Here is a 20,576-nt window from a genome sequence, read left to right as displayed (position 1 = left end):
TTGTTGTCACTGTTCGGAAAATTGGTTTTCGTCGTCCGCGTACGGATCGGGGTAGCCCAGTTCTGCAAGCAAGGTGCGTTCCAGTGCTTCCATTTCTTCTGCTTCGTCGTCCTCTATATGGTCGTAACCGAGCAGATGCAAGCAGCCGTGAATCACCAGGTGCGCCCAGTGGGCCTTGAGTGCCTTGCCTTGTTCGGCAGCCTCGCGCTCCACCACGGCAACGCAGATCACCAGGTCGCCCAGCAGTGGAATGTCGAGAAACTCGTCCGGCACATCGGCCGGGAATGACAAGACGTTAGTTGCGTAATCCTTTTGCCGCCAGGTGTGGTTCAGCTCGCGACCTTCGGCTTCGTCAACCAGGCGAATGGTCATCTCCGAGTCGGCGGTGCGCTGGCGCAGCGCCAGCTCGCACCATTGACGGAATTCGGCTTCGCTGGGGGCGCTGGCTTGCGTCGCGATTTGCAGGTCAAGCTCAAGCATCGCGGCGGCTTTCCTTGGCGGCGGCATCATCGGCTGCACGGGTTTCGAAACGCTCGTAGGCTTCGACGATGCGCTGTACCAACGGGTGGCGCACCACGTCCTTGGGCTGGAAGTGGGTGAAGCTGATCCCGGGCACGTCTTTCAACACTTCGATCACGTGGTGCAGCCCGGACTTGGTGCCGCGTGGCAGGTCGACCTGGGTGATATCACCGGTGATGACTGCCGTGGAACCGAAGCCGATCCGGGTCAGGAACATTTTCATCTGCTCGACGGTGGTGTTCTGGCTTTCGTCGAGGATGATGAAACTGTTGTTGAGCGTCCGACCACGCATGTAGGCCAGTGGCGCGACTTCAATGACCTGACGTTCGATCAGCTTGGCGACGTATTCGAAGCCGAGCATTTCATAAAGCGCATCGTAGAGCGGGCGCAGGTACGGGTCGATTTTCTGGCTGAGGTCGCCGGGCAGGAAACCGAGTTTTTCACCGGCTTCGACTGCCGGACGCACCAGCAGGATGCGACGGATCTGCTCGCGTTCCAGGGCATCCACCGCGCAGGCAACGGCCAGGTAGGTCTTGCCGGTACCGGCCGGGCCGATGCCGAAGTTGATGTCGTTACCGAGGATTTCCTTCACGTAGCGCTGCTGATTCAAGCCACGAGGGCGAATCATGCCTTTCTTGGTGCGCAGGGCGACAGCGGCTTCGGCGGGGGAGTGGTTGTCCAGCTCCTCGACGGCGGATTCCTGCAGGAACAGGTGAACCATGTCCGGCGACAGCTCGGTGCCCTTGGTTTCCCGATAGAGGCGTCGCAGGAGGTTTTCCGCGGAGGTGGTGTGCTTGCGCTCGCCGATCAGCTCGAATTGGTTCCCGCGGTTGCGGATCTCGATGGTCAGGCGTTTTTCGATCAAGCGCAGATGCTCGTCGAACTGCCCGCACAGATTGGCGAAGCGACGAGCCTCGAAGGGCTCGAGGATGAAACGATGCGGTTCTATGGGTGCGTTCAAGGTCGTATTTAGCCGCCCTGGGGCAATAGTGATGAAATAGAGGATAACGCCAGTGGCGTGGGTGCGAAAGCTCTTAAATAATCCTGTGGGAGCAACTTTGTTATTGGACCAGCGAACCCCGCAGCGAATGCGGCTGGGCCGCATCGATGTGCACGTCGGCGAACTGACCGATCAGGGTCGGATTGTCGCAGCGGAAATTGACGATACGGTTATTCTCGGTCCGGCCTTGCAGCTCGCCAGGGTCCTTTTTCGAATAATCGGTGACCAGAATGCGCTGGATCGACCCCACCATTTGTCGGCTGATCTCGAAACCTTGCTGGTTCAGGCGATGTTGCAGGGCATTGAGGCGCTCTTTTTTCAGCTCCTCGGGCGTGTCATCGGCCAGATCGGCGGCCGGAGTGCCGGGGCGCTGGCTGTAGACGAACGAGTAGGAGAAGTCGAAACCAACGTCCTGAATCAGCTTCATGGTCTGTTCGAAGTCTTTTTCGGTCTCGCCGGGGAAGCCGACGATAAAGTCCGAGCTGATGCAGATGCCCGGCACGGCGGCTCGCAGCTTGCGCAGTTTGGACTTGTATTCCAGGGCAGTGTGATTGCGCTTCATCGCCGCCAGGATGCGGTCCGAACCCGACTGCACCGGCAAGTGCAGGTGCTTCACCAGCTCAGGCACCTCGGCATGGGCCTGGATCAGGCTGTCGGAGAACTCCAGCGGGTGCGAGGTGGTGTAGCGGATACGGTCGATGCCGTCGACGGCGGCCACCACGCGAATCAGCTCGGCCAGATCGGCCAGGCGACCGTCATGGGTGGCGCCGCGATATCCGTTGACGTTCTGCCCCAGCAGCGTCACTTCACGCACGCCGTTTTCGGCCAGGTGAATGATCTCGGCGATCACGTCGTCGAACGGACGGCTGACTTCTTCGCCGCGGGTGTAGGGCACCACGCAGAAGGTGCAGTACTTGCTGCAGCCTTCCATCACCGACACATAAGCGCTAGGGCCGTCGATGCGCGGCTCGGGCAGGTGGTCGAATTTTTCGATTTCCGGGAAGGAGACATCGACTTGCGGCAGCTTGCTGATGCGCGCGGCGTCGATCATTTCCGGCAGGCGGTGCAAGGTCTGCGGGCCGAATACCACGTCGACATAGGGGGCGCGATCGCGAATGGCAGCGCCTTCCTGGCTGGCCACGCAACCGCCGACGGCGATCACCATGTCCGGATTGGCCAGCTTCAGTTCGCGCCAGCGACCCAGTTGCGAGTAGACGCGGTCCTGGGCACGTTCGCGAATCGAGCAGGTGTTGAGCAGAATCACGTCGGCGTCTTCAGCACGAGCGGTGACTTCCAGGGCCTGGTGTTCGCCCAGCAGATCGACCATGCGCGAGCTGTCGTACTCGTTCATCTGGCAACCGTGGGTTTCGATATAGAGCTTCTTGGCCATGGAAAAGGGTCATCACGTGATTCGAAGAACCGCGCATTATAGGGAACATGCTCCCAGGTTCCTACCGTTGCGCGTCCGGTGGTTATGCTATAGTTCGCGCCCTCATTTTTATCCCCCGATGTGTTGCCCGCCCACCATGACCAAACGTGAAGCTCCAATCTACAAGGTGATTTTCCTCAACCAGGGCCAGGTGTTCGAAATGTACGCCAAGCAGATCTATCAGAGCGATCTGTGGGGCTTCCTGGAAGTGGAAGAATTCGTCTTTGGCGAGCGCACGCAAGTGGTCGTCGACCCGAGCGAAGAAAAACTCAAGGCGCAATTCGAAGGCGTGGTGCGCAGCTTTGTGCCGATGCATTCGATCGTGCGCATCGATGAGGTTGAGCGTCTGGGCACTCCGAAAATCAGCGAAGCCCGTGCCGGGGTGGGCAACGTGATGCCGTTTCCGATGCCGATGCCTGAGAAGTAAGCCTCAAGACGGAGTTGCTACCAATCGCGAGCAAGCTTTGCTCCTACAGCACTGTGTCAGAACCCTGTAGGAGCAAAGCTTGCTCGCGATGGCGTCAGAAAGGCGGGTAAAAATCAGGGCAGTGGCGAAAAGGGCGTCCGCCCATCGGCACTCTGCAGTTCCATCAGGTATTTGCGGAAAATCTGCCCGAGTACCTGAGTGGCGACTTCCAATTCTTCGCGGGGCATTTTCTCGGTGACTTCGTCGGCCGTGTCCAGTGCATCTTCAGCGCCGTTGACCGCTGCCATTTTCAGCAGGATGTAAGCCTGAACATTGTTGGCCGGTACGCCTTCGCCGTGGAAGAACATGGTGCCGAGTTTGAATTGCGCCTGGGCGTGGCCTTGCAGCGAGGCCTTTTCGAAATAGCTCAGGGCTTGATTGAGGTCGCGCGGCGCGCTTTTGCCTTCGTAGTAGAACTCACCCAACTCGTATTGCGCCTGTGCATCCCCTTCATCCGACGCTTTCTGGCAGGCGGCGATGGCCTGTGCCAGGTCTTGCGGCTGGGTATTGAGGGTGCAGCGACCCATCGCTGGAATCAACAACGAGTTACCGCCTGCTTGTGCGAGCGCGAGCAGGGGCTGAAGGAGCAACAGGCAGCCCATTGAAAGGGCGCGGCCGGTGCGGTTCATGGGAATCGACTTACCTCTGAAGGGCGCGCGGACCCAACGAGGGGATCCAATAAGCGCGCATTATGAAATAAGCAGGGCCAACCTTACAAAGTCTTTACTCGTTTTTCTGCTGCACGGGGAATATATCGCCCGGTTTGCCGGGGATTTTTGGCAGATACGTAGGAAAAAGTGCGGGAGTGTAGGTGAAAGCTGACGCTGGCAATGGCCAACGTCAGCGGTACGGCGTTATTTCAATGCAGCGAAGGCGTGCTCGGCGGCGTCCAGGGTCAGTTTCAGCTCGGCTTCGCCGTGGGCGATCGAGGTGAAGCCGGCTTCGAAGGCACTCGGTGCCAGGTACACACCGCCTTCGAGCATCAGATGGAAGAAGCGGCCGAACAGGGCGGCATCGCTGGCCATGACGTCATCGAAGGTCACGATGTCATCGGCACCGCTGAAGTACAGACCGAACATGCCACCGGCTTGAGTGGTCACGAACGGAATGCCGGCGGCATCGGCACGCACTTGCAGGCCATCGAGCAGGCGAGTGGTGTAGTCGGTCAGTTCGGCGTGGAAGCCCGGGCGGCTGATCAGGCGCAGGGTGGTGAGACCGGCGGCCATGGCCAGCGGGTTACCCGACAAGGTGCCCGCCTGGTAAACCGGGCCGAGCGGAGCGATGCGCGACATGATTTCGCGTTTGCCGCCGAAGCAGCCCACGGGCATGCCGCCGCCGATAATCTTGCCGAAAGTGGTCAGGTCCGGCGTTACGCCGTAATGAGCCTGGGCACCACCGAGGGCGACACGGAAACCGGTCATCACTTCGTCGAAAATCAGCACCACGCCGTGCTTGTCGCACAGGCTGCGCAGGCCTTCGAGGAAGCCTGGGGCCGGTGGTACGCAGTTCATGTTGCCAGCCACCGGCTCGACGATGATGCAGGCCACGTCCTGGCCGACTTCGGCGAGCATGCTTTCAACCGCATCGATATCGTTGAACGGCAGGGTCAGAGTGTGTTTGGCGAATGCCGCCGGTACACCGGCCGAGCTTGGCACGCCCTGGGTCAAGGCACCGGAACCGGCTTTCACCAGCAGGCTGTCGGAGTGACCGTGGTAGCAGCCTTCGAACTTGATGATGCTGTCGCGGCCGGTAAAACCACGGGCCAGACGGATTGCGCTCATGGTCGCTTCGGTGCCGGAGCTGACCATGCGTACCATTTCCATCGACGGCACCAGCGAGCAGACCAGGTCTGCCATCTGCGTTTCCATCTCGGTCGGCGCACCGTAGGACAAACCGTGTTCCAGTTGCTTGCGCACCGCGTCCAGCACGTCGGGATGGCTATGGCCGAGGATCATCGGACCCCAGGAGCCGACGTAATCCACATAACGCTTGTCGTCTTCGTCGGTGACGTAGGCGCCCTCGGCATGCTTGAAGAACAACGGCGTGCCGCCAACGCTCTTGAACGCACGAACGGGCGAGTTCACGCCGCCTGGGATGTGTTTCTGGGCATTGGCAAACAGGGTTTCGGAACGAGACATGATCGGGCTCTCAGACTTTTAGTAATTCATTGAATGCGCGGGCGCGGCGGGTGACTTCAGCCGTGCTCTCGGCGCCAAACAGGCCATGCACCACAGCCAGCAGATCAACCCCGTGGGCCACCAGCGGGGCCGCGTTGTCGAGGGTGATGCCGCCAATCGCGCAGATCGGCAGATGCAGTTGCTGGCGCGCCTGGTCGAGCAGGTCGAGGCTGCAGGTCGGCGCACCCGGCTTGGTATTGGAATTGAAGAAACGACCGAAGGCGACATAGCTGGCGCCTTCTTTGGCAGCCTGCTCGGCGAGCTCGAGTTGCGCGTGGCAGGTCGAGCCGATGATGGCCCTGGACCCGAGCAGCGCACGGGTGGGCGACAGCGGGCCATCGGTCTGGCCCAGATGCACGCCGACGTTCAGGCGAGCCGCCAGTTCGGCGTCATCGTTGATGATCAACTGCGTTTTGTAACGCTCGCACAAATCACGCAAGGCTTCGGCTTCGCGCAGACGGCGGGCGGCGTCGCTGCTCTTGTCACGGTATTGCAGCAGGGCGACGCCGCCTTCCAGCGCGGCCTCCACATACGACAGGAATTTGCCGGCCAGCAACTGGCTGTCGGTAATGGCGTACAGGCCACGTAGTTTCATCAGGCAGGCCTCTTGGCGTTACGAGCAGAAGTCCAGTGGCAGGCGGCGCGGCACGAACTGGCCTTTGCCCAGTTGCTCGGCATCGCGCAGGGTCCGCCATGTGTAGTCCAGTGCAGTCTGTACGGCGCTGGCGAGGTTTTCACCCTGGGCCAGACGACCGGCCAGGGCGCTGGCCAGGGTGCAACCGGAACCGTGATAGCTGCCGGGCAGGCGCTGGCATTTAAAGGTTTCGCGCAGGCCGTCGCGGCTGTACAGGCGATTGTGGATTTCGGTTTCGTCGCCGTGACCGCCGGTGATCAGCAGGTGTTTGACGAACGGCAGGAGTTTTTCGGCGCACTCGTCCGCGGTGCCTTCGGGCAGTTCGGCGAGGATTCGGGCTTCGGGAAGGTTGGGGGTGGCGATGATCGACAGGGGCAGCAGGCGTTCGCGCATGGCGTAGCCGACTTCGTCCTTGCCCAGTCGTCCGCCACCGCCGGCGCGCAGCACCGGGTCGCAGACCACTGGCAGATGCGGGTTCGCCGAAAGCAGTTCGACAACGGTGTCGACCATTTCCAGGGAACCGAGCATGCCCAGCTTGACCGCCGCGACTTCGGAATCGTTGAGCACGGCATTGGCCTGGGCCAGCACCCACTCACGGTCGAGGACGCGGAAGTCAGTGACGTTGACCGTGTCTTGCACGGTCAGGGCGGTGACGGCCGGAGCCGCATGGCAACCCTGGGCGAGCAGGGCTTCGATATCTGCCTGCAAGCCGGCGCCACCACTTGGGTCGTGGCCGGAGAGACAGAGGACAACGGGGCGAGAGCTGTAGATATTCATGGTGCGCGAGCTTACCACCAGTCGACCAGCGAGTCATGAAGGTCCCTGCAGGGGCGAGCTTGCTCGCGATAGTCGTTAACGGTGACGCGGGATGGGAGGAAAAACGCGGCGACTTTTAGTGGATCGCGAGCAGGCTCACTTCTACAGTCAGGTATAAGCGCTTTGACATTTATACCGTTTGATCGAGCCAACAGCTCTATCTCAACAATCTTCGCTGGAACGCCCGTTCTAGAGCCTTTGCAGGAAAAATTTCTGTAGTGTTCAATGGCCATCAATCGCTATGCTAGAGTGGATCCAAACCAATAACAGGAAATACCGGTTTCGTGTCTGCTCAAAAGGAATGGGGGGCTTCCTGACAAAACCGGAAAGAGCCACGCTGGGGCATAAATGCGCTATTTGCTGATGTTGCTGTTGTGTTTGCCCCTCCTGGCGAACGCTGTCGAGTTCGATGAACTCACACAAAGCCTCCCCTTGGGCCGGACCCTGCAAGTGTTCGAGGACGTCGATGGCCAGGCGACCATCGATGAAGTGCGCAACCAGGCCGCTGCCGGCCACTTCAAGCAACATGACAAAGCCACCCTCAATGCCGGGTATTCGCGTTCAGTGTTCTGGCTGAAGATCGACCTGCTTTACCGTCCGGCCAATCCGTCGGCGCAACGGACCTGGCTGCTGGAACTGGCCTATCCGCCGCTGGATCACCTCGACCTGTACGCGCCCGATGCGGCCGGCCACTATCAATTGGTACGCCAGACCGGCGATGCCTTGCCATTCGCCAGTCGCGAGATTCGCCAGAACAACTACCTGTTCAATCTCAATTTCACCCCCGACCAAACGCAAACCGTCTATCTGCGCCTGCAGAGCGAGGGATCGATCCAGGCACCGGTCACGCTGTGGTCGAGCACTGCGTATCTCGAAGACCAGCCCGTGCGACTCTATGTGTTGGGGCTGATCTATGGCGTATTGCTGGGGATGCTGGTCTACAACCTGTTCATCTACCTCAGCGTGCGCGACACCAGCTACCTCTATTACATCTTCTATATCGCCTCGTTCGGCTTTTATCAGCTGTCGGTGAACGGTGCGGCGGTCCAGTATTTCTGGCCGGACAGCCCCTGGTGGGCGAATGCGGCAACGCCGTTTTTCATTGGTTGCGCCGGGCTGTTCGGCAGCCAGTTCGCCCGCAGCTTCCTGCAGACAGCCTCCTTCAGTCGCTGGCTGGATCGCCTGCTGTTGGGGCTGGTGATGTTCAGCGCCCTGGTGGTCGGGTTGTCGTTGATGACCAGCTACGCCCTGGCCTTGCGCCTGGCGACGGCCCTGGCCCTGACCTTTACGGTGGTGATTTTTTCCGCGGGGATATTCGCCTGGCTGCGCGGGTTGCGGGTTGCCCGTTATTTCATCATCGCCTGGTCGGCGTTTTTGCTCGGCGGCATCATCAATACCCTGATGGTGCTGGGCTACCTGCCGAACGTGTTCCTGACCATGTACTCCAGCCAGATCGGCTCGGCCATCGAAGTCGCGCTGCTGTCCCTGGCCCTGGCCGACCGCATCAATGCCATGCGCGAGCAGCAGGCACAGACCCTGCTCGATGCCGGGCAAAAGCTGGAAGTGCTCAACCAGCAACTGGCGCGCAGTAACCAGTTGAAGGACGAATTCCTTGCGACCCTGACCCACGAATTGCGCACGCCCATGAACGGTGTGATCGGCTCGCTGGAGCTGATGCAAACCGTTGAGATGGACGTGGAGCTGGAGCAATACCAGCAGACGGCCGCCGGGTCGGCGCGGGAAATGATGCGCATGGTCAACGGCATCCTGACGCTGACCGAGTTGCAGGCCGGCAAGCTCACGGCTTGCGCCTCGACCTTCAGCCTGCGTGGCGTGGTCGATGCATTGCGCCTGCAGTTCGATGGCCCTGCGTCCGGCAAGTCGCTGGACTTCAAGGTCGATGTTGCGCCGAACGTGCCGGACCGCCTGCACGGCGACAGTGCCAAGTTGGCGCAATGCCTGGAATGCCTGCTGGATAACGCCATCAAGTTCACCCGGGTCGGTGGCGTGGCGCTGCGAGTGAGCGCAAAAACGGTAAAACCGGATCGACTGGCGTTGACCTTTGCCGTGATCGACACCGGTATCGGCTTCACCGATCTGGGTGAGGCAACGCTCTATCAGCGGTTCTTCCAGCTCGACGGTTCGATGACCCGCGAATATGGCGGTCTGGGCATCGGCCTGGCGATCTGCCGGCAACTGATCGAATTGCTCGGCGGTCGTCTGACACACCGTTCCGAACCCGGGCGTGGCAGCCGTTTCCAACTGGATGTCGAGCTTGATATCCCGGCCACTGAATCCCCCGCACTGCCCTTCATGGCCCGTGAGTTCCCGCGCTTGCGACTGCCGCAGGATTGCAAGGTGTTGCTGGTGGATGACAACAGCATCAATCAACTGGTGATGCGTGGCATGTTGCTCAAGCTGGGATTCCGGGTCAGAACAGCCGACAACAGCAGTGCCGCCCTGGACATCCTGCAACGGGAAACCTTTGATGCCGTGCTGCTCGATTGTCAGTTGCCGGCGCAGGAAGGCGAGTCGCTGTGTTGCCGGATCCGTGCATTGCCCGGTTGCGCCGAGTTGCCGGTGTTCATGATTGCCTTGAGTGCCGATCGTGAGCGCTGCCCGACCGGTGCGTTGATCGATCATTTGAGCAAACCGGTGAAATTCGAAGATTTGCAGGCGGCGCTCTATCGCCGTGTGCTCTGTGCCCAGCAGGGCGAAAGCGCCGGCAGTTAGGCAGATATGACACTTTGTTTCGGCCAAGGGGCGGTGCTTAACTGAACTCCCTTGGCCGACCAAAGGAGCCTTGTCATGAACCTGCATCAGTTCGCCGAAACCCACGACGTGACCAATCAGCCACCGTCACTGGATGGCGCCAACCTGTATCGCATTGATCTGCCATTGCAGGAGTGGTCGCGGCGCTTCGGAGCCGGTTGGGCCCAGTCGCGGATCGAGGCGTATGGCGCTCTGGCGGGCGGGCCGTTGATGGAAGCGGGATTTGCGGCCAATCAGAACAAGCCGGTGTTCAACAGCCACGACCGCTATGGTCATCGGATCGACCTGGTGGAGTTTCACCCCGCCTATCACCAGTTGATGCGCACAGCGATCGAACATGGCTTGACCTCGCTGCCCTGGGCGCATCCGCAGGACGGCGCCCATGTCGCCCGTGCCTCCATGACCTATCTGCACAGTCAGGCCGAGGCTGGCAGCGGCTGTCCGTTGACCATGACCTTCGCCAGCGTCCCGGCGATGCGCCTGCAACCGGATCTGGCCGAAAAATGGCTGCCGAAGATTCTTGCCACCGAATACGACCCGCGTAACGTCGGCATGGCACACAAGGCCGGCGTGACCATCGGCATGGCGATGACCGAAAAGCAGGGCGGCACCGACGTGCGGGCCAACACCACCAAGGCGTTCCCGGTGGGCGCCAGTGGTCCCGGCCAGGCCTATGAACTGGTGGGGCACAAGTGGTTCTGCTCGGCGCCGATGTGTGACGCCTTCCTGACCCTGGCCCAGACCGACAAAGGCCTGACCTGCTTCCTGCTGCCACGTCATCGCCCGGATGACACGCGCAACCAGTTCTATATCCAGCGTTTGAAAAACAAGCTCGGCAACTGCTCCAACGCTTCCAGCGAGGTGGAGTTCCGCGGTGCTTTGGCGTGGATGGTCGGTGAAGAAGGGCGCGGTGTGCCGACCATCATCGAGATGGTCGCCATGACCCGTTTCGATTGCATGGTCGGCTCGAGTGCCTTGATGCGCCAGGCATTGACCCAGGCCAGCCATCACTGCGCGCACCGTTCGGTTGGTGGCAAGTTGCTCAGCGAACAGCCATTGATGCAGAACGTGCTGGCCGATCTGGCGCTGGAAAGCGAAGCGGCACTGGCCTTGAGCCTGCGCATGGGCCGGGCGCTGGATCATCTGGATGATTCCCAAGAGGCGAAATTCGCCCGGCTGGTGACGGCGGTGGGCAAGTACTGGATCTGCAAGCGGGCGCCGGCCATGATCAACGAAGCCGCTGAATGCATGGGCGGCGCGGGTTATGTCGAAGACAGCATCCTGCCAAGGCTGTATCGCGAAGCGCCGGTCAATTCGACCTGGGAAGGTTCAGGCAACGTGCAATGCCTGGATGTGCTGCGCGCTCTGTCGAAAGAGCCGGGCGTATTGGATGCACTGTTTAACGAGATGGGCGATGGTCATGGCGACAAACGGCTCGCGGCGCACATCAGCCAGTTGCAGGCGGCGTTCAAGGACACCAGCGACATTCAGTATCGCGCCCGGCAGCTGACCGAAGACATTGCCCTGGGGCTTCAGGCCAAGCTGTTGCTGGAGGCGGGGAATGCGGCGGTGAGTGATGCGTTCATTGCCAGTCGTCTGAATGGCGGTGGGCGGGTTTATGGTGCGCTGCCTCGTGGATTGGATGTAGAGGCGATTGTCGCCCGGTCGACGCCGCAAGGTTTCTGATCTGCACAAAGTCCCTGTGGGAGCGAGCTTGCTCGCGATGGCGGTGTATCAGCCAACATCAATGTTGAATGGCAATCCGTCATCGCGAGCAAGCTCGCTCCCACAGCTGTTCCATGTACACAGCAATAATGTATTAACAACACACCACTGTTCCCGTGAAGCGACGATGCAGGCAAGATGAAGCTCTGCAAGTCAGAACACAGGATGCTGATCGTGACCGAAGCTTTTATTGTCGTTCAAACCGCCGAGCAAGCCGTGGATCAGCTTGCGTATTTGCACCATCGCGCAACCGATGCGCTGAGCCAGGCGCTCAAGCGCTACCTCAAGGACCGTATCGAGCCGGACGCCGAACAACGGGCGATGTTTCGTTATCCCGAGCTGCGCCTGACCTACCACTGCCAGGGCGAAGTCCCGCAGACCACTCGCGCCTACGCCAAGGTCCAGTTACCTGGCACCTACCGGGTCACCGTCACTCATCCCACCGCGTTCCGTAAGTACCTGCTGGAACAGCTGGTGCCGCTGATGCACGACTTCACCGTGACCGTGGAAGTCGGGATCAGCGAGCAGAACATTCCTTATCCGTATGTGGTGGAGCAGGGCGATGAACTGGCCGGCTCCGGCGTTACTGCGGCGGTGCTGGCGCGGGTGTTCCCGAGTACCGACCTGTCGGCGGCGAGCGATGGCATTGCCGATGGCCTGTACGATTGGGAAAACACCGATCCGCTGCCCCTGGCCCTGTTCGACGCGGCGCGGGTGGATTTCTCCCTGCGCCGCCTGGTGCATTACACCGGCAGCGACTGGCGCCATGTACAGCCGTGGATCCTGCTGACCAACTACCACCGTTACGTCGACCAGTTCATCGTCCATGGCCTGGAGCGGTTGCGCAGCGATCCGCGTTTCGTACGCATGGTGTTGCCGGGCAACGTGATCATTGAAAAAAGCATGGACCATGGCGAAGCCTCGGCGATTGCCGCGGGTGTGGTCTGGCACCGCTACCAGATGCCGGCCTATCACCTGATCGCCAATGATGGCCACGGCGTGACGCTGGTGAACATCGGCGTCGGCCCGTCCAACGCCAAGAACATCACTGACCACCTGGCCGTGTTGCGTCCGCATTGCTGGCTGATGATCGGTCACTGCGGCGGCTTGCGTCAGTCGCAGACCATCGGTGACTACGTGCTGGCGCACGCTTACATGCGCCGCGACGGGATTCTCGACCGCGTGGTGCCGCCGAACATCCCGATTCCGGCTCTTGCCGAAGTGCAGATGGCCTTGCAGCAGGCGGCGGCGAACATCACCGGTGAAAAGGGCGACGAGCTGAAGAAGCGCCTGCGCACCGGCACCGTGCTGACCTACGACGACCGCAACTGGGAGCTGCGCTGGGCCCAGGAGCGTCCGCTGATCAACCTGTCCCGCGCCGTGGCGGTGGACATGGAAAGCGGCACCATCGCCGCCCAGGGTTATCGCCTGCGGGTGCCGTACGGCACGCTGCTCTGCGTCTCGGACAAGCCGCTGCACAGCGAAATCAAGTTGCCGGGTTCGGCCAACGCCTTCTATGAACGCGCGGTCAGCCAGCACTTGAAGATCGGCCTAGAGGCGGTGGATCTGCTGCGTACCGAACTCAACTCGCTGCACTCGCGCAAACTGCGCAGCTTCGACGAACCGCCGTTCCGCTGATTTGCCGATGGTCATTTGACGGTCGGGCTACTAGCATTAGCAGCCCTGACCGTTAGATGTTCCTTTTCCCATGTCCCGTCCCCAACGTCCTGTTTCCCGCCGTCCCGGTGCGAAGCCTTCATCACCGTCTTCAGCCCCGCGCCGTGTCGCCAAGGCACCACCGGCCGAGCCGAAGCTGATCCTGTTCAACAAGCCGTTCGATGTGCTGACGCAATTCAGCGATGGAGAAGGGCGGGCGACGCTCAAGGATTTTATCGATGTGCCCGGAATCTACCCGGCGGGTCGACTGGACCGTGACAGCGAAGGCCTGTTGCTGCTGACCAACGACGGCCAGCTTCAGGCACGCATTGCCGATCCGAAACACAAATTGGCCAAGACTTATTGGGTGCAGGTCGAAGGCGAGCCGAGCGCCGAGCAGTTGCAGCGCTTGCGTGATGGCGTGGAATTGAACGACGGCATGACCTTGCCCGCCGAGGCGCGGCAATTGGATGAGCCCGAGCTGTGGCCGCGCAATCCGCCGGTGCGTTTTCGCAAGAGCGTGCCGACCAGTTGGCTGGAACTGGTGATTCGCGAAGGGCGTAACCGGCAGGTACGACGCATGACCGCAGCGGTCGGCTTGCCGACATTGCGGCTGGTGCGGGTCAGGATCGGCGACTGGACGATCGAAGGGCTCGATCAGGGCCAGTGGAAAGAAGTACCGGCGCGCTTATAACGTGCCGGTTTCGATCAGGCCGATGACCACGCTTTTGATCACGAATGCCGCGACACCCAGGCCGAGCACGAAGAACAGGATGAACGAGCCGAAGCGTCCGGCCTTGGACTTCTTCGCCAGATCCCAGACGATAAAACCCATGAAAATGATCAGGATGCTGACAAGGCCAGTCATCATCCACTCTTCGAATACTGCAGGATCCATAGGACAACTCCAGCGTGGGCGGGGCTAAAAGGGCGCTGGAGTATAAGGCATCGAGGTTGCGTGCGGTGCGGGGCTGCGGCGGTGTGTCGCAGCTATTCGTCGCTTGTCTGGTCCCCATCGCGAGCAGGCTCGCTCCTACAGTGGATCTTCAGTGCATGTGAGATCTCTGTGGGAGCGAGCCTGCTCGCGATGGCGTCATTAGCTGCGCAGATGAGTCAACGGCAGTTCGGTACTGTTAAGCACCTGGTTCAACACAAAACTCGAGCGCACACTGGTCACCCCTTCAATCCGCGTCAGGTGACCGAGCAGCAGTTTCTGATAATGGTCCATGTCCGGCACCACCACCTTGAGCTGATAGTCGGCATCCATCCCCGTGACCAGGCTGCATTCGAGCACCTGCGGCAAGGTGCGGATGGCCGCTTCGAAGTTCTCGAAACGCTCCGGGGTGTGTCGGTCCATGCCGATCAGCACGTAGGCGGTCAGGCTCAAACCGAGCATCTTGCGGTCGAGCAGGGCGACCTGGCGGGAGATGTAGCCGTCGTCTTCCAGTTGCTTGACCCGACGCGAGCAGGGGGAGGGCGACAGACCGATGCGTTCGGCCAGCTCCTGATTGGAAATGCGCGCGTCACGCTGCAATTCAGCCAAAATACTCAGGTCGTATCGGTCGAGTTTGCTCATCAAACAGTTCCTTGTTGTAACTATTGCGGCAGATTATCTATCCAGGGTTAAAAATTGCGCAAGTAATGTTTATTTGAGCAATCTTCGCAATCCTCTGCCGGCGCTCCGGGCCTATTCTTATCACCAGAATCACTGCTCGGACAAACAGTCCAGTGCGGCTCGCCCAAACAGGCCAGCTGCGGTCGCCACCCCCACAGGGGATGTGCCGGCCCCCGAGCTACACACTGTCCAGAAGACGGCGTGAGGTGAGCCGGCGCCACAAGCGTCGAGCACGGACGAAGTTCTCCAAGGGGAGGCCGACGGGTCTCCCCTTTTTCTTGCGCGCAATTTGGTGCCGTGAATTAAAGAGCATCCCTCAATAAATAAGTTGCGCGACTGATAACCTGTTGCAGAACCGGCCCGTACATTTCCAGTCTTAAATACAAACGCGGTTCGCTTCATTGTAGAAGCGAGCCTGCTCGCGATGGTCGTAAACGATAACGCGTGCTGCCTGAATAAACGCGTCGCGCTTGAGTCCATCGCGAGCAGGCTCGCTCCTACAGAATCCATACCCTCAGCGAGGAACAGCATGAAGTCGCGCATCTGGCGTTTGGCCGGTGTTGGTTTGTTATGTATCAGTGTCACTGCACCAACGCTCGCAGATGAGCCGCAGAACCGTGGCCCCGATGGCGGGCAGCACGGCGACGGCGGCCATCAGGGCAACAATCAGGGCCGTGGCGGCAACAACCAGTCGCGCCCGCAGAACAACGACATCATTCGCGGGGACAACAGCCAACAGTTCCAGCGCGACGGTCATCAAAACAACGGCCAATGGCAAAACAACGGCCAGAATCCAAACAATGGCCAATGGCAGAACAACGGCCAGAATCCAAACAATGGCCAATGGCAGAACAACGGCCAGAATCCAAACAATGGCCAATGGCAGAACCGTCAGCAGCCCAACTTCAACAACCCGGTTCGCTCACCGCCGCCTCCGCCGCAATTGCCGGCCAATGACCTGCCGATCCAGCCACGTCCCGACGCCGTGCAACAGACCCAGCCGCCACGGCGTGGTTACTACCAGGACCAACCGCAGCGCAACTATCCCAACCAGCAATGGGGTGGCTACATCGGCGCGCCGTCCAACGACAACCATTGGCAAGGTCGCCCAAGCGGTCACGGCAATGGCTGGGGCCCCGGTCCGCGCTATCAGCCAGGGTATGTGACTGATCGCTTCCCGGATCGCGACTACCGCGTGCCCTATGGCGGTCGTGATTATTTCTACTCCGGTGGCTACTGGTATCGCCCGCAGGGCCAGCGCTATGTTGTGGTGCAACCACCGCGCGGGATCCGTGTTCAATACCTGCCTGATTATGCCCAGCAGGTGTTGATCGGCGGTTCGGTGTTGTTCCTGGCGGCGGGCTCCTATTACGCCTACCAGGAAAGCACTCAGGACTACGAGGTGGTCGAGCCGCCCGGTCAGCCAATGGCGAGCGCCAACGGTATTGACGTGGAGGCTTATCCGGCCAACGGTCAGACGCCTGAACAGATCAATCAGGACGGCTACGACTGCTATCGCTATGCGGTCGAGCAAAGTGGTTTCGACCCACGGGTGGACACCTATCAACCGGACCCACAGGTGGTGCAAACCTACCGCCAGGCCCAGGGCAATTGCCTGGGCTCTCGGGGTTATCGCGTGACGTTCTGAGCCCTGGCGGCCTTGACTACTTCCTGCGGGTCGGCGTGCACCAGCACCTCGGCCCGCGGGTAGGCGGCGTGAATGGCATCGGCGGCCTGGTCGCTGATGCCGTGGGCGACTGACAAGGTCAACTCACCGGGCAGTTCCAGATGCAATTGCACAAACCACTGGTTGCCAGAAATCCGCGTGCGCAGGTCATGCGCGCCCAGAACGCCCGGCACGCTGCACGCCAGTTCAAGCATGTGCTGGCTGACATCCGGTGGCAGTTCTTCATCCATCAGCACCGCAAAGCTTTCCCGGGCGATGGTGATTGCACTCCAGAGAATGTACGCGGCAATCCCCAGACCGAACCACGCATCCACCTGATCCCAGCCAAACCCGGCCAGCACCAGCGCCAGCAGAATGCTGCCGTTGAGCAGCATGTCCGAACGGTAATGCAGGGAGTCGGCGCGCACCGCGTTGGAGCCGGTGGCCTTGACCACTCGGTGCTGCAACATCAGCAGCGCCAAAGTCAGCGCCAGCGAAAACACGATGACTCCGATGCTGATCCACGGCGCGCCCACCGGCTCCGGGTGCTTGATCCGCTCGAACGCCTGCAATGCAATCAGCACCGCACTGCCGCCAATGAAAAGCGCCTGCGCCATCCCGGCCAGTGATTCGGCCTTGCCATGCCCGTAACGGTGATCGTCATCGGCCGGCCGCAAGGCGTAATGCACCGCCAGCAGGTTGAGCAGCGATGTCACGCCGTCGAGGGCCGAGTCGGTGAGCCCGGCGAGCATGCTCACCGAGCCGCTCAGCCACCAGGCGATGGCCTTGGCGATGACCAGTGTGCACGCCACCGCCACCGAGGCACGGGTCGCCAGCCGCAGCAGGCGGGCGTGTTCGGAGCTGGAGATCATGAGTGCGGTTATTCCTTCAGGTGCACCGATTACGCGGCAGGTTGCAGGCCGAGCATGGCCAGTTGCTGGGTGCTGCCCTTGTGCTGGATCAGGCGAGGGTCATCCAGCGGGACGCTGCGACCCGTTTCACGTTCCAGAATAGTCTGCAACTTGAGGTTATCGACCTTGCCGTCGGCGCCGATGGCTTCCTTGAGTTTTTCCGGCGCCACGTAGGCGGTCTCGCCCGGTGCGAAGTAAATCGCGCCGGTGGCGAAGTCCACGCCAAACGCGATCAGGCCGGGAATGATGTAGAACAGCAGGCCCACGGCATCGAGCACGGCGATGGCCGGGTCGATCTTGCCGTCGATCTGGCCACGGCGATCGGGGTAGAAGATCGAACCGCAGGCGGTGATCTGGGTCAGCAGGGTCGCGATCAATACACCGCCCATCAGGCGAAAGGGAGCACGCATATGAAATCTCCTTGGGTAATCTCAAAACGAAACGTCGTCGGTATGCATTAAGACCCTGACGAATGCCCCGCAGTTCGCCGTTATACTCGCGCCTCTGTTTTGGAGCCAGCATGATTTCTCTGCCGATCGATGAAGTTTTACCCGCCCTGCGTGAAGCCCTCGCGACACGCCACGAAGCCGTGCTCGAAGCGCCGCCCGGTGCCGGTAAAACCACCCGCGTGCCCCTGGCCTTGCTCAATGAGCCATGGCTGGCCGGGCAGACCATCCTCATGCTCGAACCGCGTCGCCTGGCAGCGCGGGCGGCGGCGGAGCGGCTGGCCAGCGAGTTGGGCGAGAAGGTCGGCGAAACCGTGGGTTATCGCATTCGCCTGGACAGCAAGGTCGGCCCCAACACTCGAATCGAAGTGGTCACCGAAGGCATTCTCACCCGGCGCTTGCAGGACGACCCGGCGCTGGAAGGCGTGGGCCTGCTGATTTTCGATGAATTCCACGAGCGCAGCCTAGACGCCGATCTGGCACTGGCCCTGAGCCTCAATGGCCGGGAGCTGTTGCGCGATGATCAGCCGCTGAAAATCCTGTTGATGTCCGCCACTCTGGAAGGCGAGCGCCTGGCCGGCTTGCTCGACGATGCGCCGATCCTGCGCAGCGAAGGCCGCATGTACCCGGTGGCGATGCGCTGGGGCCGGCCGTTCCAGGCCGGTGAATTCATCGAGCCACGGCTGGTGCAAACCATCCTCGAAGCCCTGAACGATGAAACCGGCAGCGTGCTGGTGTTCCTGCCGGGGCAGGCGGAAATCCGTCGTGTGCATCAGCAACTGGCAGATGCTTTGCGCGATAACCCTCAAGTGCTGCTTTGCCCGCTGCACGGTGAACTGGACCTGGCCGCGCAACGGGCGGCGATCGATCCGGCGCCGGAAGGCAAACGCAAAGTAGTGCTGGCCACCAACATCGCCGAGACCAGCCTGACCATCAACGGCGTGCGCGTGGTGGTCGATGCCGGGCTGGCGCGGGTGCCGCGCTTCGACCCCGGCAGCGGCATGACCCGCCTCGACACCCAGCGCATTTCCAAAGCCAGCGCCACGCAACGCGCCGGCCGGGCCGGGCGCCTGGAGCCGGGCGTGTGTTATCGCCTGTGGTCCCAGGACCAGCACGAGCAACTGGCGGCCTACGGCAGTGCGGAGATTCTTTCGGCGGATCTCGCGGGACTGGCCTTGCAACTCGGTCGCTGGGGCGTGGCGCCCGGGCAACTGGTCTGGCTCGATGTGCCACCGGCCGCCGCTTATGCACAGGCACAGGATCTGCTCGAACGCCTGGGCGCATTGGAGGGCGAAACCCTGACTCGCCACGGGCAGGCCATGGCCGAATTGCCGGCGCATCCGCGTATCGCCCATCTGCTGTTACGCGGCCAGGCGCTGGGGCTGGCGGACATGGCCTGCGACGTCGCGGCGCTGCTCGGCGAGCGCGATATTTTGCGCGGTGCCGGTGCCGACCTGCACAGCCGGTTGGTGCTGTTGTCCGGCGAAGAACGGGCCGCTCGTGGTGCCCAGGGCGGGGTTCAGCGCGCGCGGCAACTGGCGCGGCAGTATCGAGGTTATCTGCGTGGCAAGGCCTCGGAACCGGTGAGCGACCCCGACCATCCGCGTTGGCTTGGTGCACTGTTGGCGCTGGCCTATCCCGATCGTGTCGCCCAGCAGCGTCGTGCCGGCGGCGCTGAATATCGCCTGGCCAATGGCCGTGCCGCGCTGTTCGCCGAAGCCGACAGCCTGATGAAACAACCGTGGATCGTGATCGCTGATCTCGGCAGCCGTCAGGGCCAGCGCGAAGAGCGCATTTACCTGGCAACGGATTTCGATCCGACGTTGTTCGACTCCGTCCTCGCCGAACAGGTGCGCTGCGTCGACCAACTGGATTGGGACGAGCGCGAAGGCGTATTGCGTGCCGAGCGCCAGCGCAAGGTTGGCGAACTGATCCTCAGTCGCGAACCGCTGACCGGCCTCGACGAAACCGCCCGCAGCCAGGCACTGGTCAATCTGGTGCGGCGCAAGGGTCTGGAGCTGCTGCCGTGGACGCCCGAGTTGCGTCAGTGGCAGGCACGGGTCGCGCTGTTGCGCCAACTGGATCTGGACGGCAAGGGCGACAGCGAATGGCCGGACGTCAGCGATGCCGCACTGCTCAAAAGCCTCGAACACTGGCTGATGCCGTACCTGGGCAAGGTCTCGCGGCTCAGTCACTTCGCCAACCTCGATCTTTCGAGCATCGTCCACAACCTGTTGCCTTGGCCGCTGCCGCAACGGCTCGACGAACAGGCCCCGCATCACCTGAGCGTGCCCTCGGGCTCGTCCATTCGCCTGGACTACAGCGAGCAACCGCCGATTCTGGCGGTGCGCTTGCAGGAGCTGTTCGGCCTGTCCGACACCCCGCGCATCGCCGGGGGCCGGCAAGTGGTCAAGCTGCACCTGCTGTCCCCGGCACGGCGCCCGGTGCAGGTGACCCAGGATCTGGCGAACTTCTGGCGCAGTACCTATGCCGAGGTGAAGAAGGATTTGAAGGGGCGGTATCCGAAACATTATTGGCCGGATGATCCGTTGGTGGCCGAAGCCACCGCTCGCGCCAAACCACGCAAATAACGCCGGCCCTGTAGGAGCGAGCATGCTCGCGATGGACGTCAACGATGACGCTGGAAACCTGGCACCCCTCGTCGTTCTCAGGTTCATCGCGAGCATGCTCGCTCCTACAGTATCCATACCCAGTTTTTTCCTACCCCAAAGCCACAAAAAACC

18 protein-coding genes are annotated in these 20,576 nt (G+C 61.3%); 7 read left to right on the top strand and 11 right to left on the bottom strand.

Features of this window, described 5'->3' with window-relative positions:
- Positions 1-6 precede the first annotated feature (6 nt).
- From ybeY to miaB, 3 genes are all read right to left on the bottom strand, one after another.
- Complete coding sequence (ybeY, locus tag DKY63_RS16295) at positions 7-480, bottom strand: rRNA maturation RNase YbeY (protein ID WP_110965034.1); 474 nt, start codon at positions 478-480, stop codon at positions 7-9.
- Positions 473-1,480, bottom strand: a complete 1,008-nt coding sequence (locus tag DKY63_RS16290; RefSeq protein ID WP_110965033.1) for a PhoH family protein — start codon at positions 1,478-1,480, stop codon at positions 473-475. Before DKY63_RS16290 ends, ybeY begins: the two co-directional genes overlap by 8 nt.
- A gap of 100 nt (positions 1,481-1,580) precedes the next feature.
- Positions 1,581-2,909 carry a tRNA (N6-isopentenyl adenosine(37)-C2)-methylthiotransferase MiaB gene (gene miaB, locus DKY63_RS16285; protein WP_110965032.1) on the bottom strand — a complete coding sequence of 443 codons (1,329 nt, stop codon included), beginning with the start codon at positions 2,907-2,909 and terminating at the stop codon, positions 1,581-1,583.
- A 136-nt stretch (positions 2,910-3,045) separates the two neighbouring features.
- Here miaB and DKY63_RS16280 point away from each other — a divergent pair, with 136 nt between their 5' ends.
- Positions 3,046-3,375, top strand: a complete 330-nt coding sequence (locus DKY63_RS16280) for a DUF1820 family protein (RefSeq protein WP_047736335.1) — start codon at positions 3,046-3,048, stop codon at positions 3,373-3,375.
- A gap of 113 nt (positions 3,376-3,488) precedes the next feature.
- Here the strand turns inward: DKY63_RS16280 and DKY63_RS16275 are convergent, their stop codons facing one another.
- The 4 genes from DKY63_RS16275 to DKY63_RS16260 form a co-directional block, all read right to left on the bottom strand.
- Positions 3,489-4,043: a tetratricopeptide repeat protein gene (locus DKY63_RS16275; protein WP_110965031.1), complete on the bottom strand. Its 555-nt coding sequence runs from the start codon at positions 4,041-4,043 to the stop codon at positions 3,489-3,491.
- A 225-nt stretch (positions 4,044-4,268) separates the two neighbouring features.
- On the bottom strand, positions 4,269-5,552 hold the full coding sequence (gene hemL, locus DKY63_RS16270; RefSeq protein ID WP_110965030.1) for a glutamate-1-semialdehyde 2,1-aminomutase: 1,284 nt from the start codon (positions 5,550-5,552) through the stop codon (positions 4,269-4,271).
- A gap of 10 nt (positions 5,553-5,562) precedes the next feature.
- Complete coding sequence (gene thiE / locus DKY63_RS16265) at positions 5,563-6,186, bottom strand: thiamine phosphate synthase (protein ID WP_110965029.1); 624 nt, start codon at positions 6,184-6,186, stop codon at positions 5,563-5,565.
- Positions 6,187-6,204: 18 nt separating this feature from the next.
- Positions 6,205-7,002, bottom strand: a complete 798-nt coding sequence (locus DKY63_RS16260; RefSeq protein WP_110965028.1) for a hydroxymethylpyrimidine/phosphomethylpyrimidine kinase — start codon at positions 7,000-7,002, stop codon at positions 6,205-6,207.
- Between the two features lie 387 nt (positions 7,003-7,389).
- Between DKY63_RS16260 and DKY63_RS16255 the strand changes: the two genes are divergently transcribed.
- The 4 genes from DKY63_RS16255 to DKY63_RS16240 all read left to right on the top strand — a co-directional run bounded on the left by DKY63_RS16255 (position 7,390) and on the right by DKY63_RS16240 (position 13,888).
- On the top strand, positions 7,390-9,774 hold the full coding sequence (locus tag DKY63_RS16255) for a hybrid sensor histidine kinase/response regulator (RefSeq protein WP_110965027.1): 2,385 nt from the start codon (positions 7,390-7,392) through the stop codon (positions 9,772-9,774).
- 75 nt (positions 9,775-9,849) lie between these two features.
- Positions 9,850-11,499, top strand: coding sequence for an acyl-CoA dehydrogenase family protein (locus DKY63_RS16250; protein ID WP_110965026.1), 1,650 nt, complete (start codon positions 9,850-9,852; stop codon positions 11,497-11,499).
- Positions 11,500-11,676: 177 nt separating this feature from the next.
- Positions 11,677-13,176, top strand: coding sequence for an AMP nucleosidase (amn, locus tag DKY63_RS16245; protein WP_204354245.1), 1,500 nt, complete (start codon positions 11,677-11,679; stop codon positions 13,174-13,176).
- 70 nt (positions 13,177-13,246) lie between these two features.
- Positions 13,247-13,888 (top strand): pseudouridine synthase, encoded by a 642-nt coding sequence (locus DKY63_RS16240; protein ID WP_110965025.1) that lies wholly within the window; start codon positions 13,247-13,249, stop codon positions 13,886-13,888.
- Here the strand turns inward: DKY63_RS16240 and DKY63_RS16235 are convergent.
- Together DKY63_RS16235 and DKY63_RS16230 are read right to left on the bottom strand one after the other, a co-directional pair.
- Positions 13,883-14,092, bottom strand: coding sequence for a DUF2788 domain-containing protein (locus tag DKY63_RS16235; protein WP_046815823.1), 210 nt, complete (start codon positions 14,090-14,092; stop codon positions 13,883-13,885). The genes DKY63_RS16240 and DKY63_RS16235 overlap by 6 nt on opposite strands.
- A 198-nt stretch (positions 14,093-14,290) precedes the next feature.
- Positions 14,291-14,770 carry an Lrp/AsnC family transcriptional regulator gene (locus DKY63_RS16230; protein WP_007937367.1) on the bottom strand — a complete coding sequence of 160 codons (480 nt, stop codon included), beginning with the start codon at positions 14,768-14,770 and terminating at the stop codon, positions 14,291-14,293.
- Between the two features lie 568 nt (positions 14,771-15,338).
- Here DKY63_RS16230 and DKY63_RS16225 point away from each other — a divergent pair.
- A complete protein-coding gene (locus DKY63_RS16225) occupies positions 15,339-16,457 on the top strand; it encodes a DUF6515 family protein (RefSeq protein WP_110965024.1) in 1,119 nt (372 codons plus the stop codon).
- On the opposite strand, the gene DKY63_RS16220 is transcribed toward DKY63_RS16225, so the two are convergent.
- Complete coding sequence (locus tag DKY63_RS16220) at positions 16,439-17,347, bottom strand: cation diffusion facilitator family transporter (RefSeq protein ID WP_110965023.1); 909 nt, start codon at positions 17,345-17,347, stop codon at positions 16,439-16,441. The genes DKY63_RS16225 and DKY63_RS16220 overlap by 19 nt on opposite strands.
- Positions 17,348-17,376: 29 nt before the next feature.
- Positions 17,377-17,796: a polyribonucleotide nucleotidyltransferase gene (locus DKY63_RS16215; RefSeq protein WP_110965022.1), complete on the bottom strand. Its 420-nt coding sequence runs from the start codon at positions 17,794-17,796 to the stop codon at positions 17,377-17,379.
- Positions 17,797-17,906: 110 nt separating this feature from the next.
- Here DKY63_RS16215 and hrpB point away from each other — a divergent pair, with 110 nt between their 5' ends.
- Positions 17,907-20,423: an ATP-dependent helicase HrpB gene (hrpB, locus tag DKY63_RS16210; RefSeq protein ID WP_110965021.1), complete on the top strand. Its 2,517-nt coding sequence runs from the start codon at positions 17,907-17,909 to the stop codon at positions 20,421-20,423.
- Positions 20,424-20,576 lie beyond the last annotated feature (153 nt).

Source organism: Pseudomonas putida (genome assembly GCF_003228315.1).
In the GTDB taxonomy this organism is placed as follows: Bacteria; Pseudomonadota; Gammaproteobacteria; order Pseudomonadales; family Pseudomonadaceae; genus Aquipseudomonas; species Aquipseudomonas putida_S.
This window is presented reverse-complemented; position numbering and strand designations above follow the sequence as displayed.